The sequence below is a fragment of the Levilactobacillus bambusae genome, from assembly GCF_003124125.1.
In the GTDB taxonomy this organism is placed as follows: Bacteria; Bacillota; Bacilli; order Lactobacillales; family Lactobacillaceae; genus Levilactobacillus; species Levilactobacillus bambusae.
Genome location: NZ_QCXQ01000006.1, coordinates 96,063 through 114,247, shown reverse-complemented (window position 1 = coordinate 114,247; position 18,185 = coordinate 96,063). Strand labels below are relative to the sequence as shown.

Here is an 18,185-nt window from a genome sequence, read left to right as displayed (position 1 = left end):
CTCTTAGTGTGACGAACGTTGGTTACTGTTATTTGTTGGTTTAGTCGTTGACCGACCGCCGTTATTTCGGCTATGGGTATTGGATGAATGCCGCCGGTTCCGGTTGTTACCTGATCCCCGGTGGTTACCACCCCGATCCCGCTGACGGTTATCACGTTTGGGCAGGTATTCAGACTTTGGGGCATCCTGTGGGTTGACGATATCAAAATCAATCTGACTTTGTTCCTTATCCACGTGAATAACCTTTACCCGAATGGGCTGACCAATCCGGTAGGTGCGTCGCGTATTCCGACCTACTAAGGCCATATACTTTTCAACGTATTCATAGTAGTCATCCTTCATCCGACTAATATGAACTAGCCCTTCAATAGTGTTTGGCAACTCAATAAAGAGCCCGAACTTCATGACCGAACTAACGACGGCGTCAAATTCTTCACCAACATGATCGGCCATGTACTCAGCCATCTTCATAGAGTTGGTGTCCCGTTCGGCATCAATTGAGCGTCGTTCGCACGTTGATGAATGACTGGCAATTTCATCTAGTAAGTCAGCGTACTTTTCCTTACTCTTTTGGTTAATTCCATTGTCTTCGTACCAGTGGATCAACCGGTGAACCATGGTATCTGGATACCGTCGAATTGGCGAAGTAAAGTGGGTGTAAAACTCGGCGCCTAACCCAAAGTGCCCAAGTGATTGATCAGCATAGCGCGCTTGCTTCAAGCTACGCAGCATCATCACTTGAACCGCAGCCTCCTCTGGCTTGCCAGCAACCTGCTTCAAAATATTTTGCAGCGTCTTAGGTTTGAGGTGGCTAGGATCTCCCTTGACGTTAATTCCAAACGCCGTCAAAAATTCAAAGAAGGACTTAACGCGGTCAGCATCAGGCGTTTCGTGAATCCGGTAAATAAACGGAACGTTCTTTTCAAAAGCATGCTGGGCAACGGTTTCGTTGGCAGCTAGCATGAAAGATTCAATCATCCGTTCCGCTAACCCACGGGTTCTTAGTTGAACGTCAATGGCATGACCATCCTTATCCACAATGATTTCTGCTTCGGTATCATCAAAGTCAATGGCCCCCCGCTTCTTCCGGTGCTTGTACAAAATCCGGTGGAGGTCACCCATGTCTTCAAACATTGGCACTAACTCTTCGTACTGCTTCATTGTTTCTGGATCGTGCGCTTCCAAAATTTTATTTACGGCGGTATAGGTCATCCGGGCCTTAGACCGCATAACGCTTGGGTGAATCCGTTCCTTAATCACGTTACCAGAGGGGTCAATTTCCATTTCACAACTCATACAAAGTCGTAGTTGGCCCTCATTTAACGAACAGATCCCGTTAGATAGGCGACGTGGCAGCATTGGAATCACACGATCAGTTAGGTACGTACTTGTCCCACGCTTGTAAGCTTCCTTATCAAGCGGTGAATTTTCTTTAACGTAGTGGGACACATCAGCAATGTGCACCCCTAAATGATAATTCCCGTTAGGTAATTTCCAGACGGTGACGGCATCATCTAAATCCTTTGAGGATTCCCCATCAATGGTGACCAAGGTCTGGTCCGTAATATCTTCCCGACCGGCCGTTTCTTCCTCGGTGACGTGATCTGGAATCGCATCCGCCTCTTCAATGACGTCCTGTGGGAATTCCACTGGAATTTCATGGGCGTATACAATTGATAGAATATCGATACCTGGGTCGTCAACGCTCCCAATAACCTGTTTGGCAATTCCGACCATGGCATTAGGGTGTTCCGCGTTAGGGTACTCCGTAATCTCTGCCGTAATCACTTCCCCAGGCGTTGGGTGAAGACCGACGTTCGTGACAAAGAAATCATACTTCATAATTTTTTTGTCAGTTAGGCGAATCCGACCTAAATAACCGTGATCGTCATCGGTAACTTGGAATTCACCAACTACTTGTTCATAGTGGTGTTCCACAATCTTAGTCACTTTACCCTCTGGTCCCTGATCCTTCTTAGCATCCCCGGGGCGTAACACCTCAATTTCCACTAAATCCCCATTTAACGCATTCATGGTGTGATCAGGTGCAATATAGGCATCTGGTTCAACCTTATTTTCATCATAGGCCACAAACCCAAAGCCCTTGTCGTTCGCATGAAAAACTCCGGTTAAGACCCGTTGGCTGGGGTCCAGCTGAAAGTTGCCCTGGGTTGTCACTTGCACTAAGCCGTCCCGCTCCATTTGGGCCAGTTCCTGCACAATAATTTTAAATGCTGCAGCTCCATGATAGTGAAGTGCATCTGAAAGCTGCTCCACCGAAAAGTTTTCGGCTGGATGCAACCGTAAATATCCTAATAAATCTTGTTGTAATGTTTTATCTTGCACGTTTTATTCCTCGTATTTTCAAATATTTCTTTGGTTATCTATCGTTCTTTATCACGCTAAAGGGCTTTACGGTCTCGTAAAAAAGCCCCCTGTGTCTTAATCATACAGGAGGCTTTCATGCTAATGAGCTGAAAGATATGCCAGTGCGATAGCAAATACAAAGAAAAGGATTCCTAAAACAACGGTCACCTTTTGCATAAATGCTTCGAACCCGCGCGGCTTTTGTTTAGCGAATAAATCATCCGCACCTCCAGAAAGGGCGGATAATGCATCACTTTGTTTTGCCGGCTGCATCATGACTGCGATAATAATTAAGACACTGACAATCAACATGCCTGTCATCAGTAAATTATACAAGAAAGATACCTCCTACCCTACTTAAAGGTGTGATCATACTCATATAATTTATCATATTTTCCCAAAAATTACCAGTCATTGACCGATCAGTTAAATTGCTTTGTTAACCGAATTAAATCTTCGGTCACTCGCTGCCGTTGCCGAACTCCAGTCACTACGACTAAGGTATCGCCACCCTTGATGACGGTGTCGCCGTGCGGAATTAGGTAACGGTCACCGCGTCTGACCGCCGCTAAAATGGCGTCTTTAGGCCAGTTAAGGTCTCTAATCATATGTTCCGTCATCGCCGCACCTTCAAATAGCGGAAATTCAAACCGATCAAGTGGCCCGTGCAAACTTTTTACGGTCGGAAATTGCATTTGTTTGAGTAAGGCATCATAAATTGGTTGTCCGCCGCACACATCAACAGTTAAGTACGCTACGATGGCCACCATGGCTAACGGTAAGAGATGCTGGAGTGTTCCCACCATTTCCGTAATAAGTAAAATGGCGGTAAACGGAGCTTTGCTAATGCCCGCAAAATACCCGGCCATTGCATAGACCATCATGTTGGCTGCCATATTAGGGGATAACCAACCTAACCCGATAAAAATACGACCTGCAATGGCCCCCAGTAACGCCCCTAACGTTAAAATGGGTAGAAAAATCCCCCCGGGTAACCCTGACCCGTAAGAAATCATTGAAAATACAAACCGCAATAAAAAATAACCCATTAAAGGTACCAATCCGGGAACGTGCTGGGCAAAGGTAATAATCATCTCGTTTCCCCCGCCTAACGTCAACGGTAAGGTTAACCCTATTGGAATGACTAATAAAAACGGAACGATTCCATCTAAGTAACGGGGTAAAAATTGGAGCAGCGAATACCAGTAACCAACCCGTAAAATAACCCACTGGTATAAAACACCTAAAAGTCCTAGTCCGATCCCTAATAAAAGTAGCAAAAAATACTGAGATTGGGGCAGTGAACGCGTTAACTTGATGTAAAGAACAGGTTGAAGCCCAAAAACCACCTTAGAAATATAATCGGCAGTTACCGCTCCCGTTAGCGAGGATAACCAAACGGCCGGGGAGAAATTGTGATATACCTCTTCTAAAATAAAGAGGGTCCCGGCAATTGGAGCGTTAAAGGCGGCTGATAATCCAGCGGCCGCACCACTAGCAATCATAATTCGACGATCGGCTCCATGAAGGTGACCAGCTTCTGCTAATCCCTGGGCCGCCGTTGCACCTAATTGAATGGACGGCCCCTCTCGGCCTAGATATAATCCGGACCCGATGGCCAAGATACCCCCGACAAACTTGCGCCAGAGGACTGGCCACCAAGCGTAATCAAAATCACCGGCCAGTTGACCTTCAACCTGTGGAATTCCTGATCCCTTAGCCATTGGTTCTTGTTTCATCCAACGGCCAATTATCACGGCTAGCCCAATCATCACCGCAACCCACAGCCAAAATCCAACGGACGTCAGGGATAAGTGCGCATAAATTTGTCGTGTCGTCCCTAATAACCATTCAATTAACCATCGAAACAGACTAACCCCCGCGCCAACGACTACCCCAACTAGGCACCCACGACCAGCCGTTTTGAGAATCGTCCAGTCCCGGTTATGCCGATTAACTTTACTCACTGCATCTCATCCTTACCTAATTTGCTACTTTTAGTTTAGCACAATTAGTGACGTTGTTTGAGGCGGTGCCAATATAAGCCTAAGAGACCTAAGCCAACCACCGCTAAGCCCCGTGAAAACCAAGTTTGCTCACCCGTTTGCGGCAACTTATCATTTGACCGTTCAATCTTTTCCCCAACGACTTTGGTCCCCGTCTTTAAGGTTGAGGTTTCTGACTGCCGTTTCTTTTTGGGGTCGCTTTGCTTATTTTCTGATTTTAACTTACTCCCTAATGCTGGTCCCGTAACCTCCGTTTGTTGACCTTCCCCCGTTTGACCTTGAGAATGTTGGTCATCTGGCCGGTGACTCGGTGTTTTTGTGTCGGAGGTTGAATGCTCAGGATGATCGATCGGAGTCGATTGGTCAGGATGCTTAGGCGATTCCGGCTGTAGCGGAGACTGCGGCAACTCCGGTTGTTTTGGGTCTAACGGCGATTCCGGACTTACCGGTTTTTCAGGCTGCTCAGCGGGTGGGTTAATGGGCCCTGGCTGAAGAGGTTGAGTCCCATTAGGGGCTGGTGAATCACGTTCAACGTCAATCAACTGTGATTCCCGGTTTAAGCACCAGTAATCTCCTTGGGAAGGATCGACTAGATGATAGCCCTTAGGAACTAGTTCTTGGACGTTAACATGATCCCCCATTCCCAACGAATGGGTCCACGTTGCCACGTTTTCGCCGCTGGTACGATCAAAGAGGACAATTTTGCCAATGACTAGGTGAGAGTAGGAAAAATAATTCACCGTGACCGTTTGCCCCGCTAAGTCTGGGGTAACCGGTACGGATGCTGGCTGACCCTTCGCTAAACTGAAGGATTCTGCATCTAAGATCTGTGGTCGAATAAACGTGTAATTCTCGCCGGCGGTTCCCGTAACCGTTTCTTCTTTTAACTGATACTGTCGGTCCATAATACTAATCATGTATCGAACCTTAAACGTTACGGTTTGCTTGTCTGGTGTGGTGGTTGCAGCATGAACGATTGGAACCGAGGCGTTACTGGGCATTAGCCCCGTCACCCCCATCAAACAACTCGCCGCAATCAAAACGTATGCCTTTGTCTTAATCATCCTAATTAATCTCCTTTAACTGTGATACTTATAGGTTCGTTAGGAGACGCCGAATCGACTAATTTAGGCAAAAAAAGATCAGACCTTGTCTATAAGGTCTGATCTTTTATGAATGATCAATTCAATTATTTGTTGATAATTGCTTGACGAGCTGATTCGCTCAAGTTGTAGAAGGAGTTAATTCCCTTGTATTCTGAAACGCCAGCTAATTGATCTTCAATCCGCATTAATTGGTTGTACTTAGCGATCCGTTCGCCACGGCTCATTGAACCGGTCTTGATTTGACCTGCGTTCATGGCAACAACTAAGTCGGAAATCGTGGTATCTTCAGTTTCACCAGAACGGTGAGAGATGATTGCCGTGTAACCAGCTTCCTTAGCCATGTTAACCGCGTTAACCGTTTCGGATAAAGTTCCAATTTGGTTTAACTTGATTAAGATTGAGTTAGCAACGCCCTTGTTGATACCCTTTTTAAGGTAGTCAGTGTTAGTAACAAATAAATCATCACCAACAATTTGAACCTTGCTGCCTAAGCGCTTAGTAGCCATTTCCCAATCTTCCCATTCGTTTTCATCCAGAGGATCTTCAATGGAAACGATTGGGTACTTATCAACAATTCCTTCAAGCAAGGAAACGAATTCATCAGCGGTGTAATCCTTACCATCGCCTTCTAACTCGTACTTCTTAGTGTCAGCATTGTAGAATTCTGATGCGGCACAGTCAAAGGCAATTGCAATATCCTTACCTGGCACATAGCCGGCACGTTGGATAGCGTTGATCAAAATTTCGAAAGGTTCTTCGTTATTCTTTAAGTCAGGGGCAAATCCACCTTCATCACCAACAGCAGTTGAGTAGCCTTCTTCATTCAAGATTGCCTTTAAGTTATGGAAGGTTTCTGAGCCCATCCGAATTGCTTCCTTGATGCTCTTAGCACCAACAGGCATAATCATAAATTCTTGGAAATCAACTTTATTGTTAGCATGCTTACCACCGTTGATAACGTTCATCATTGGGGTTGGTAAGACACGTGCGTCAAAACCGCCTAAGTAGTTGTACAAAGGAAGGCCGAGTTCGTCGGCAGCAGCACGGGCAGCAGCCAATGAAACACCTAAAATAGCGTTAGCGCCGAGCTTACCCTTGTTAGGTGTTCCATCAAGTTCGATCATGGTCTTATCGATGGCTAATTGATCCGTAACATCCATACCAACAATTGCCTTGGCAATGACAGTATTAACGTTGTTAACCGCCTTAGTAACACCCTTCCCCATGAAACGACTCTTGTCGCCATCACGAAGTTCAACGGCTTCATGTTCACCAGTAGAAGCACCTGATGGAACGATTCCGCGGCCAAAGCCACCAGCTTCGGTGTAAAGTTCAACTTCAACAGTTGGGTTACCACGTGAATCAAGAACTTCGCGTGCATAAATATCAGAAATTAAAGACATTATTTTCTCTCCTTTGTGAAATCTCATCACGGGATCCAAATTCTTCCCATGTTCCTATTTTATTAGTTTGTTCATGATCTTTCAATTAAATTTAGCGACTTTTCTTATTAATCTGCAAGTTTTTGGTAATTTGCCAATTGAATGAACGATTCCGACTTCAAACTGGACCCACCGGCCAAGATACCATCAATATTCTGTTTGGCCATTAACCCGACCACATTTTTAGGGGTAACACTGCCCCCATACAATACCCGAATACCATCGGCTAATTCATCTGAGTATAAATCAGCGATAGTCTGGCGAATGAGGTAGCATCCCTCTTCCGCTTGATCGGCCGTGGCTGAATCCCCGGTGCCGATTGCCCAACTTGGCTCGTAGGCGATCACCACACTCTTGGCATCCTCCTCTGACACACCCTTTAAGGCTGCCGCCACCTGACTAACGACCCAATGGATTTTTTCGCCGGATTCCCGGCGGCCCATCGTCTCGTTACAGCATAAAATGGGGACCATATGATTTCGATAGACGGCTAAAATTTTCTTATTAATGATGTCATCCGTTTCATTAAAGTACTTCCGCCGTTCTGAGTGGCCAATAATCGTATAGTGAACTCCCATGTCAGCTAGCATTAACGGGCTAATTTCACCGGTATATGCCCCAGAATCTTCAAAGTAACAGTTTTCGGCTCCGATCTTTAACGTTTTATCGGTCTGAACTTCCATCATTGACTCAATAAATAAATACGGTGCCGCAATTGCGGTTTCAACTTCGGTTGGATCTGGTAGTTGACCCGCAACTTCCTGCATAAACTCCTTTGCCGTATCAAGCGTTTTATTCATTTTCCAGTTTCCTGCAATGAAAGGCGTCCGCATGTGATTCACACCCCTTCTTCAATCTGCCTCAATCATACCGAATCTTTTGGCGTTTGACCAGTTGAACGATTGTTTTATGAACCAAAAATCCCCCAATCCTGTCATTAAACAGGGTTGGGGGTCATCTTAATCCGAACTTACCGGGTTAATTATTTGTTAGAGATTGCAGCGATCCCTGGTAATTCCTTACCTTCAAGGTATTCAAGGGATGCACCACCACCAGTAGAAATATGAGTCAGTTTATCAGCGACACCCAACTGTTGAACGGCAGCGGTCGAATCACCACCACCAACAATTGTGGTTGCATCGGATAAGGTACCTAAGAACTTACCGATCTCGAGGGTTCCCTTAGCATAGTTGCTCATTTCAAACACACCCATTGGGCCGTTCCAAACAACGGTCTTAGCATCCTTTAAGACGTCTTCAAATTCTTGAACCGTCTTAGGGCCAATGTCTAAGGCCATGTAGCCGTCAGGAATGTCGCCTTCAACGATTTTGTGAGGAGCGTCATTGCTGAATTCAGTCGCAACAACTGAATCAACTGGCAAGACAAGTTTGTCGCCAGCCTTATCCAAGATTTGCTTTGCTTCATCGATCTTATCTTTTTCAACTAAGGAATTACCAATGGTCATGCCCTTAGCAGCGTAGAAGGTATAAGTCATCCCACCACCAATAAGAATTTTATCAGCCTTATCTAAGAGGTTGTCAATAACCCCAATCTTATCGGAAACCTTAGCTCCACCTAAGATTGCAACAAATGGCCGCTTAGGATTATTAACAGCGTCACCTAAGAACTTGATTTCCTTTTCCATTAAGAAACCGGCCGCCGTTTGTGGCATATTAGAGGCAATCCCAACGTTTGATGCATGGCTCCGGTGGGCGGTACCAAAAGCATCGTTAACGAAAACGTCACCTAATGAAGCCCAGTATTTGCCAAGTTCTGGATCGTTACCAGATTCGCGCTTAACGTATTCACCATCTTTAACATCTTCAAACCGGGTGTTTTCAACGAGTAAAACATCGCCATCCTTCATGTTGTTGATGGCATCTTCAAGTTGTTTACCCTCTGTAACGGGAACAAAGGTAACGGGTTTGTTGAGTAAGTTAGATAAACGTTCTGCAACGGGACGTAATGATAAGTCCTTCTTGTCGTCTTCAGTCTTGATCCGACCTAAATGTGAGAAGAGAATGGCCTTACCACCCCGATCCGTAACGTACTTAATCGTTGGCAGTGCTGCCACGATCCGGTTATCGTTTTGGATAACCCCGTCTTTAATTGGCACGTTAAAATCAACGCGCATTAAAACTTTTTTGCCCTTTAAATCTAAGTCTTCAACAGTTAACTTAGCCATAAAGCTGACCTCCTAAAAGTAAAAATGATTTCCTTCACAATATTACAGCACTTCAGGACAAAATTCAAAACCCAATCTGCCCTCAAAACTAAAAAAAGCGGAGAAAGTCGCCCTCCTCCGCCTTTTCTATTCAACTAACCTGAATAAACCAGCGGCTTAGAGGGTAGCGAAGTGTTGTAAAGTACGAACCATGTTACAAGTGAAGCCCCATTCGTTGTCGTACCAAGCAACAGTCTTAACTAATTGCTTGTCACCGGCAGTGGTAACTTCAGTTTGAGTTGGGTCGAATACTGAACCGTGATCATCATCAATAATGTCTGATGAAACGATTTCGTCTTCGTTCCAGCCGTAAGCTTCGTTATCAATAGTGTGCTTCTTCATTGCTTCGTTAACTTCATCAGCCGTAACTTCTTTGTCAAGAACAGTCACAAGTTCAGTCAAAGAACCGTCGATTAAAGCAACACGTTGTGCGTGACCCTTCAACTTGCCATCCAATTCTGGGATAACAAGACCGATAGCCTTAGCGGCACCAGTTGAGTGAGGAATCGTGTTAGCAGAGGCAGTCCGGTTGTTACGCTTGTTCTTACCACGAGGTCCATCAAGGATCATTTGAGTGGCAGTGAAGGCGTGGATAGTTGTCATCGTACCAACGGCAATTCCGAAGTCTTGGTTCAAGAAGTATGCCATAGGTGCTAAACAGTTAGTGGTACATGAACCAGCTGAAACGATCTTATCGTCGCCAGTTAAGATGTCCATGTTAACACCAGGAACAACCGTCTTAATGTTACCAGCAGGTGCAGAAATCAGGACACGTTGTGCACCAGCATCGATGTGAGCTTGTGCCTTTTCTTCAGAGGTGTAGAAACCGGTACATTCGAGGACGAATTCAACGCCATCGTTTTCAACCCACTTAAGGTTACCAGCTTGAGGTTCAGCGTAAACAGGGATTTCCTTACCGTTAACAACGATACCCTTGTCAGTTGATGTAACTTCACCTGGGAAACGACCATGAGTCGTGTCGTACTTAAGTAAGTATGCAAGCATTGAAGGCGTAGTTAAATCGTTGATAGCAACAACTTCAATGTTGTCTGCACCAAGTTCAAAAATACGCTTGAAAGCAAGACGACCGATACGGCCGAAACCATTAATACCAATCTTTACAGTCATACTGTGATTTCCTCCTTCAGGAAGTAAATAAATTTTTAAAAGCAGTACAAAAGAATTGTATCACTTATTTAAACCCTTGTCAGTAGCGCTTTCAGCAGTTTTTCGCTAAATGCTGATTACGTGAGAATAATTGATTCGATTAACTGAGTCAACCCAACTATGAAAATCAGTTACAATAGAAAAGATCACTTTTCTACAGCCCTTAGTATATGCCGGGGCTCGTTCTTTTGCAAACGGTCTGTTCATGAAATCGGTCCGACAACGAAAGTTTATGGGGGGCCAATTCTTATAAAAATTAATTTTAAAATTCCCCTTGTATTTTTATTCAGTTTCAGCTATTATAGTTAAGTACTCAAGTGAATGCGTATGGCATTTGCGCCCGTAGTGTAATGGATCGCACGTAAGATTCCGGTTCTTGAGATGGGGGTTCGATTCCCTCCGGGCGCATCAGGTATAACGGCTACTAAGATGACTGATCATCTTGGCAGCCGTTTTTGTTTTTTACTATCAAATTGTTTGGTCTGCTTCCAAACCGTGCTATCATAGGGAGGAAGGTTATGGGGGTTGGCCAATATCCCTGATAAATGATTTGACCTTATCTGACCAATAGCCTAAACTAGTACCATATTCAGGAATGATAACCCATTCCAATAAATTATAAGGAGGCTGCAACTATGACTTTAGTCCCTACGGTTATCGAACAATCATCCCGTGGTGAACGGGCATACGATATTTACTCCCGTTTATTAAAGGACCGAATCATTATGTTGTCCGGGCCAATTAACGATGACATGGCTAACGCCATCATCGCACAATTGCTCTTCTTGGATGCACAAGATTCTGAAAAGGATATTTACCTTTACATTAACTCCCCTGGTGGTCAAGTGACTTCTGGGTTAGCCATTTACGATACGATGAACTTCATTCAAGCTGACGTTCAAACGATCGTTATGGGAATGGCCGCATCAATGGCCAGCGTCTTGGCTTCTTCTGGTACGAAGGGCAAACGTTTTGCACTTCCTCACTCCGAAGTCTTGATTCACCAACCATCCGGTGGTGCTCAAGGTCAGCAAACCGAAATTGAAATTGCTGCCGAAGAAATCTTGAAGACGAGAAAGTTGATCAATGAAATCTTAGCTGAGAATTCAGGTCAACCAATCGAAACGGTTAACAAGGACACGGAACGTGACCACTACTTAACTGCTCAAGAATCCGTTGATTATGGTCTGATTGATAAGATCATGACAAACAGCAAGGAACAAAAGTAACCTCGTAAAAAGGCTGAATCCATCTGGATTCAGCCTTTTTATTATGCCAACGCCCCTGACCGGAGCTTATCAGCATAGTCATTAATTTTTCGCAACCGATGGTTAATCCCAGATTTTGAGATGGGTCCTCCCGGCACTAACCCGCCTAATTCCTTTAAACTAACTTCTTGGTGCGCCAGCCGAGCTTGAGCAACATCCTGTAATTTTTGGGGCAGCTGGCTCAATCCCACCGTTTCATCAATAAATTGAATATTCTCAATTTGCTTAATTGAGGCGGAGGCCACCTTATCCAGGTTAGCGTTCTCACAGTTGACCAAGCGATTAACGGAATTTCGCATGTCCCGCATAATTCGAACGTCCTCAAATTTAAGCATGGCACTCGTCGCCCCAATTAACGACAAAAAGTCAGCAATCTTTTCGGCTTCCTTTAAGTAGGTAATGTATCCACTACGTCTTACCGTTGTCCGGGCATTCAAATCATACTTATTCATCATTTTTTCAATCATTGCGTTTTGATCTTCATACAATGAATAAATTTCTAAGTGGTACCGGCTTGTTTCCGGATTATTGACGGAACCGCCCGCTAGAAAGGCGCCCCTTAGGTACGATCTGAGCTGACCTTCTGAATTAAGAATTTCAGCTGGAATGGTATCTAGTAGCTGGAGACCATCAAAAATCCCGAGGTCCTTTAAAACTTCACTGGTCCCGTTCTTAACGCGGACAATGTATAAGTTATTTTTCTTGAGTTTCATTTTGCGTCGAACCAAGAGTTCACTATCGATTTCATAGAACTTGCGCAAAAGTTGATAGATCCGTCTGGCAATGGCGGGATTTTCAGATTGAACATGAAGGACAAACCGATGATCCTCAAGGCTCAAGGTTCCGTTCATTCGAATTAACGCCACTAATTCCGCTTTGGCGTTTTCCCGGTGAACTTCAAGAGTGGTTAATTCTTTTTTTACATCACTCGCATACGACATTGCTCACCCTCCCTTCCCTGGCTTAATAGTTGGTTTGACCAATTAAATTCAACAGTTCCCGAACGACTTCCTGTCCGTTATGAAAGGCACCGTTATCACGTAATTCTAGAAAATCGGACGAAATAACCCGGCACCCTAATCGGCGAAGACCGTTAAAATCATGGGTGACCTGTGTCGACATTTCTGTCCAGCGCTGGTAATCAATGTATTCGTCCGGAACTTTTTTTGAATTGACCAAAACCGTGTTAATGAATGGGGCCCCTAAGTGTTCGTTTAATACTTGAACATGGTCCGCATCCGAAAAGTTTTCGGTTTCACCCTTTTGGGTCATAATATTACAAATATAAACGACCTCGGCGGAGGTGGTCCGCACTGCCTCCCCCACGTTGCTAATCATCAGGTTCGGCAAGATACTGGTAAATAGGCTGCCTGGGCCTAATACAATCTGATCGGCGTTCATGATGGCATCAATCACTGGTTGAACTGCTTCTGGCTCATCATCAGAATCAGCGTCCTCTACCCAAACCCGTTGAATTAACTTGTGGGCCCCGGTAATTTCAGATTCGCCGGTCATAGTTGTTCCATCCGAGAACTGAGCGTGTAGCTCTAGCGGCTCGTTTGAAGCCGGAAAGATGTGTCCCCGAACCTTCATCATTTCAGACAGCTCCTGGACGGCATCAAAGATTCCGCCCTTCATTTCAGATAGAGCTGCAATAATCAAGTTGCCGATGGCGTGGCCCGCAAAAAAATCATCGTTCGTGTCGAACCGGTATTGAAAAATATCCTTCTCAATATTTGGCAGTTCAGACAGCGACACCAACACATTGCGGATATCTCCAGGCGGAACCACGTTAACATAGTGGCGAATAATACCAGAGGAACCGCCGTCGTCTGCGACCGTAACTACCGCCGTAATATCAACGTTTTGATCCCGTAAGTTACCTAAAATAACGGGTAATCCCGTTCCTCCGCCAATCACAACGATCCGTGGTTGACGGGTTGTCAGTGGATCTCTCATGAGCGATTAACACCCTCCTTTCGTCGGTTAACATCACGGTGACTTAAATTCACCGGATAGGCGTTCCCTAAATCATTAGCTAGCCGTCTAGCAATGGAGACGGAGCGGTGTTGACCACCGGTACAACCAATTGCAATCGTCAGGCTAGTTTTGCCCTCCGCCTTGTATCCAGGCATGACAGACACTAGCATTTCTAATAACCGCTGATAAAAATCTTCCGTTTGTGCCTGTTTCATCACGTAATCATAAACGGGAGTATCAAGGCCGGTTAATTCCTTTAATTCGGGAATATAGTAGGGATTAGGCAGAAACCGGACATCCATCACAATATCCGCATCAATGGGCAACCCGTACTTAAATCCAAACGATAACACATCAATGTGAAAAACTTGTTCCGTTTGTGTCTCAAATTTATGAAACATATCCTCGCGCAGTTGACGGGGGGTAATATTTGACGTATCAATGACAAGTTGAGCCCGCTGGCGTAAGGGTTCCAGTAACTGCCGTTCTTTTCGAATCCCATCAACCAGTCGGCCCTCCGTTGACAACGGATGCCGCCGACGGGTTTCCTTATAACGACTAACCAGCGCTTCATCGGACGCATCTAAAAAGACCGTTTTAGCGTGGGTCGCTGAAATCAGAGCATCCGTTTCTGGACTAATTAAATCCTGGTCAAATGCACGTGACCGCATATCAATCACCAAGGCAACCTTTTTCACCTTACCAGATTCTGATAACAGGTCAAAAAACTTTGGTAACAATGTGAGGGGTAAGTTATCCACACAGAAGTACCCTAAATCCTCAAGGCTTTGCATTGCGATCGTTTTGCCAGCTCCGCTCATCCCTGAAATGATAATTAGTTCAATCTTGTCTGACATTTTTATCTCCCCTAGGATTTAAACTTGTGGTAATGGTCAAATTATAGCATACCGGGCGTGTCATTTTAACTAGATTCCACAAAAAAAGCTCGAAGAATTAACTTCGAGCCCTAAGACTGCGGTTGTGTTATTTGTTTCCGTGGGCAAATGCAATGAAAATGGCGTTAAACCCAGCAATAAATAGGTAAATAACGACAAACATGGCTAATGCTGCAATCGAAACAACGGGAACAAAGATGAGGTAAAGACCAAGGATTAACATGATAATATCCAAGATCACTGATAACCACATCCAACCTGAGCCGAACGCGCTTAAGTGGTCAACCACGATGAGTCGTTCAATGGCATCAATAATGAACCAAATTGCAAAGAGGTAGCCTAATACGGCAATTCCTAGGTTAATGTCAACGAGAACCCAAATCCCCAGTAAAACATCAACAATTCCTAAAAATAAAGCAAACCAGCTCCGGCCTCCTGAAACCTTTCTCAACTTACTAAAAGCTGAAAATGAGGTTATGCCCGCAATAATGGCCATAATTCCAAATAAAATAGCTAAAACGGTTAAACCGACTCCTGGGTAACGTAAAACCCCACAGGCTGCAATAATAAAAAGAATTCCGAGAATAAACTCGCCCCAGTCAAATCCCCAGTGTTCGTCACTTGTAAACATACTAACATCTCCTTATTTCATACATCACTGATGTATGTCTCTAAAATCACTTTACTGTTTTTTTAAGAATTGGACAAGCGTTTACACTTGGCAATCGATTGTATTCGTTTTCAATCGTTTACAAACTAAAAATTCAGGCTAGATAACGGGTTCACTCTACTAAAAAGATCGATGAAATCATTCAGATTTCATCGATCTTTTTAGTTAACTTTACTTAGCAGTTTGCCGCTTTTTGGCTGGTTGCTTGGCCAACTGTTCCTGAGTTCTTTTTGTATCACGATCTAAAATCGGCTTTAGGTAGTGTCCGGTATACCCCTTAGTTTCATTAGCCAATTGTTCCGGCGTACCAGTAGCAAGGACTTGGCCTCCGCCTTCCCCGCCTTCTGGACCTAGATCAATCAACCAATCCGCCGTCTTAATCATATCTAAATTATGCTCAATCACAACTACTGTATTGCCCTTATCAACTAACCGATTCAAAACGTCCAATAGCCGCTTAATGTCATCGGAATGTAACCCAGTCGTCGGTTCATCTAGGATGTAGAAGTTGCGGCCGCTTGCCTTCTTGTGCAGCTCGGATGCCAGCTTCATTCGCTGGGCTTCCCCACCTGATAACGTCGTCGCAGACTGACCTAGGGTGACATATCCTAGACCAACATCATGAAGGGTCTGAACTTTCCGGGTAATCTTGGGAATGGCAGAGAAAAAGTCAAGGGCTTCATCCACGGTCATCTTAAGAACGTCCGAAATCGTCTTTCCCTTGTACTCCACTTCCAACGTTTCCGAATTATAACGCTGACCATGACAAACCTCACAGGGAACGTACACGTCCGGAAGAAAATTCATTTCGATTTTGATGATTCCCTCGCCCTTGCAGGCCTCACAGCGGCCACCCTTCGTATTAAAACTAAACCGGCCCTTGTTGTAACCCCGTAGTTTGGCGTCGTTCGTTTGGGCAAACAGGCCCCGAATATCATCAAAGACCCCCGTGTAGGTAGCTGGATTGCTCCGGGGGGTCCGACCGATGGGGCTCTGGTCGATATCCACCAGTTTTTCAACGTTGCTGATTCCCGTGATGGTGTCAAACTGGCCCGGTTTAGCTGAGTTGCGGTACAACTTTTGGGCCATCGCCCGTTTTAAGATCTGGTTGACGAGCGTTGACTTTCCGGACCCGGATACCCCGGTAACCACCACAAACTTACCTAACGGAAAGTCAACGGTAATATTCTTGAGGTTATTTTCCTTAGCTCCAGTAATCGTAATCACTTTCCCGTTGCCTTCCCGCCGCTTTTGTGGAATCGGAATAAATTTCCGACCGGACAAATACTGACCGGTTAAGGATTTCCGACTGTGGGAAATTTGTTTGGGAGTTCCCGCTGCCATCACCTGGCCCCCGTTAACTCCAGCACCGGGGCCAATGTCGATAATGTAATCGGCCGCCAGCATGGTATCTTCATCGTGTTCAACTACCACTAACGTATTTCCAAGGTCGACCATTTGTTTGAGGGATTGAATTAACCGATCATTATCGCGCTGATGAAGTCCAATTGACGGTTCATCAAGTACGTATAACACTCCGGATAAGTTCGACCCAATTTGAGTGGCCAGCCTTATCCGCTGAGCTTCCCCACCGGATAAGGTCCGGGCACTTCGGCTTAACGTCAGGTACTCTACCCCCACGTTTTTTAGGAAGGTTAATCGGTCCCGGATTTCCTTCATAATGGGTTTGGCAATTATAACGTCCTGTTCGTCAAATACAAGGCCCTTGAAAAATTCCATTGCCTGATCAATCGATAAGGCGGAGACCTCGCCTAAGTGGCGTCCGTCAATCTTAACGGCCAGCGCTTTCCGGTTCAACCGGTAACCCTGACAGGTCTGACAGGTGAGCTCCGTCATAAACTGGTGCATGACGTTTCGGGTGTAGTCACTGTTCGTTTCCTTGTAACGACGCGCCACGTTGTTGACGACCCCTTCAAACGGGGCATCAGTATCCCGTACCCCACCAAAATCACTATTGAAATGGAAGTGGAAGGTTTTGCCCTTAGAACCGTATAGCACAAAGTTCTGATCCTCTTTTGGCAGATCCTTAAATGGAATGGTCATATTAATGTTAAAGGCTGCGCACGCCTGCTTCAACAGTTCGGGATAGTACTGTGAACTAATCGGATTCCAAGGTTCTAATGCACCGTCAGCCAATGACTTAGTTGGATCTGGAACCACAAGGTCAGGATCCACCTCTAGTTTGACCCCGAGCCCGTCACAATCTGGACAGGCTCCATAGGGTGCATTAAATGAAAATAACCGGGGTTCTAATTCACCCACCGTAAAACCACAGAGGGGACAGGAATAATGTTCTGAAAACGCCAGAGTTTCCCCGTCAATAATATCTGCAGAAGCGTATCCCCCGCTTAACCGTAGCGCCGCTTCAAAGGAATCAAACAACCGGGAGCGCACGCCGTCCTTAACCACGATCCGGTCCACCACGATCTCAATACTATGGGTTTTATTCTTGTCAAGTTCGAAGTCCTCACTAATATCGTGCACTTCACCATCCACTCGAACCCGAACAAACCCTTCGCGCTGAATCTTTTCAAAAACCTTTTTATGCTGTCCCTTTTTTCCCCGAATAATGGGCGAAAGAACCTCTAACCGGGTTCGTTCGGGTAAGGCCAAGACTTCATCCACCATCTGTTCGACGGTTTGACTGGTAATCACGGTCCCATCGTTTGGGCAAATTGGGGTACCAACCCGGGCCCACAGCAATCGGAGATAATCATTAATTTCAGTTACCGTTCCGACCGTTGACCGCGGATTTTTAGACGTTGTCTTTTGGTCAATGGAAATCGCTGGGCTTAACCCTTCAATTGAATCAACATCCGGTTTATCCATTTGACCTAAGAACTGCCGGGCGTAAGCAGAGAGGCTTTCAACATAGCGCCGCTGCCCCTCCGCATACAGTGTATCAAACGCCAGCGAACTTTTTCCCGAGCCAGAAAGACCGCTAATGACCGTTAATTTATTTTTAGGAATATCAACGTCAATATCCTTTAAATTATTCTCACGTGCCCCATGAATTTTAATCTTGTCGTTTGCCAACT

Annotated in this window: 14 protein-coding genes and 1 tRNA gene; 2 read left to right on the top strand and 13 right to left on the bottom strand. The window is 45.2% G+C overall.

All coding sequences use genetic code 11. From position 1 onward, the window contains the following. Positions 1-3 precede the first annotated feature (3 nt). The 8 genes from rnr to gap all read right to left on the bottom strand — a co-directional run bounded on the left by rnr (position 4) and on the right by gap (position 10,273). The gene (gene rnr / locus DCM90_RS08335; protein WP_109250908.1) at positions 4-2,346 is read right to left on the bottom strand and encodes a ribonuclease R; all 2,343 of its coding nucleotides are present in this window, start codon (positions 2,344-2,346) and stop codon (positions 4-6) included. 120 nt (positions 2,347-2,466) lie between these two features. Continuing rightward, a complete protein-coding gene (secG, locus tag DCM90_RS08330; protein WP_109250907.1) occupies positions 2,467-2,703 on the bottom strand; it encodes a preprotein translocase subunit SecG in 237 nt (78 codons plus the stop codon). A gap of 86 nt (positions 2,704-2,789) precedes the next feature. After that, the gene (locus DCM90_RS08325) at positions 2,790-4,334 is read right to left on the bottom strand and encodes a ClC family H(+)/Cl(-) exchange transporter (RefSeq protein ID WP_109250906.1); all 1,545 of its coding nucleotides are present in this window, start codon (positions 4,332-4,334) and stop codon (positions 2,790-2,792) included. A 44-nt stretch (positions 4,335-4,378) separates the two neighbouring features. Further along, positions 4,379-5,437 carry a hypothetical protein gene (locus tag DCM90_RS10170; RefSeq protein WP_109250905.1) on the bottom strand — a complete coding sequence of 353 codons (1,059 nt, stop codon included), beginning with the start codon at positions 5,435-5,437 and terminating at the stop codon, positions 4,379-4,381. Between the two features lie 125 nt (positions 5,438-5,562). Beyond that, on the bottom strand, positions 5,563-6,882 hold the full coding sequence (eno, locus tag DCM90_RS08315; protein ID WP_109250904.1) for a phosphopyruvate hydratase: 1,320 nt from the start codon (positions 6,880-6,882) through the stop codon (positions 5,563-5,565). A 107-nt stretch (positions 6,883-6,989) separates the two neighbouring features. Then, a complete protein-coding gene (gene tpiA, locus DCM90_RS08310) occupies positions 6,990-7,754 on the bottom strand; it encodes a triose-phosphate isomerase (RefSeq protein WP_109250903.1) in 765 nt (254 codons plus the stop codon). A gap of 149 nt (positions 7,755-7,903) precedes the next feature. Then, a complete protein-coding gene (locus DCM90_RS08305) occupies positions 7,904-9,106 on the bottom strand; it encodes a phosphoglycerate kinase (RefSeq protein WP_109250902.1) in 1,203 nt (400 codons plus the stop codon). Between the two features lie 156 nt (positions 9,107-9,262). After that, complete coding sequence (gene gap, locus DCM90_RS08300; protein WP_109250901.1) at positions 9,263-10,273, bottom strand: type I glyceraldehyde-3-phosphate dehydrogenase; 1,011 nt, start codon at positions 10,271-10,273, stop codon at positions 9,263-9,265. A 375-nt stretch (positions 10,274-10,648) separates the two neighbouring features. On the opposite strand from gap, the gene DCM90_RS08295 reads away from it, so the two are divergent. Both DCM90_RS08295 and clpP read left to right on the top strand, forming a co-directional pair. Next, a tRNA-Arg gene (locus tag DCM90_RS08295) sits at positions 10,649-10,720 on the top strand. 227 nt (positions 10,721-10,947) lie between these two features. Beyond that, positions 10,948-11,541, top strand: coding sequence for an ATP-dependent Clp endopeptidase proteolytic subunit ClpP (gene clpP, locus DCM90_RS08290; RefSeq protein WP_109250900.1), 594 nt, complete (start codon positions 10,948-10,950; stop codon positions 11,539-11,541). Between the two features lie 41 nt (positions 11,542-11,582). Here the strand turns inward: clpP and whiA are convergent, their stop codons facing one another. The 5 genes from whiA to uvrA all read right to left on the bottom strand — a co-directional run bounded on the left by whiA (position 11,583) and on the right by uvrA (position 18,183). Then, positions 11,583-12,521: a DNA-binding protein WhiA gene (whiA, locus tag DCM90_RS08285; RefSeq protein ID WP_109250899.1), complete on the bottom strand. Its 939-nt coding sequence runs from the start codon at positions 12,519-12,521 to the stop codon at positions 11,583-11,585. A gap of 22 nt (positions 12,522-12,543) precedes the next feature. Continuing rightward, positions 12,544-13,539, bottom strand: a complete 996-nt coding sequence (gene mgfK / locus DCM90_RS08280; protein ID WP_109250898.1) for a gluconeogenesis morphogenetic factor MgfK — start codon at positions 13,537-13,539, stop codon at positions 12,544-12,546. Further along, positions 13,536-14,417 (bottom strand): RNase adapter RapZ, encoded by an 882-nt coding sequence (gene rapZ / locus DCM90_RS08275; protein WP_109250897.1) that lies wholly within the window; start codon positions 14,415-14,417, stop codon positions 13,536-13,538. Before rapZ ends, mgfK begins: the two co-directional genes overlap by 4 nt. A 127-nt stretch (positions 14,418-14,544) precedes the next feature. Continuing rightward, the gene (locus tag DCM90_RS08270) at positions 14,545-15,087 is read right to left on the bottom strand and encodes an HdeD family acid-resistance protein (RefSeq protein ID WP_109250896.1); all 543 of its coding nucleotides are present in this window, start codon (positions 15,085-15,087) and stop codon (positions 14,545-14,547) included. Positions 15,088-15,297: 210 nt separating this feature from the next. Beyond that, the gene (gene uvrA, locus DCM90_RS08265) at positions 15,298-18,183 is read right to left on the bottom strand and encodes an excinuclease ABC subunit UvrA (RefSeq protein ID WP_109250895.1); all 2,886 of its coding nucleotides are present in this window, start codon (positions 18,181-18,183) and stop codon (positions 15,298-15,300) included. Positions 18,184-18,185 lie beyond the last annotated feature (2 nt).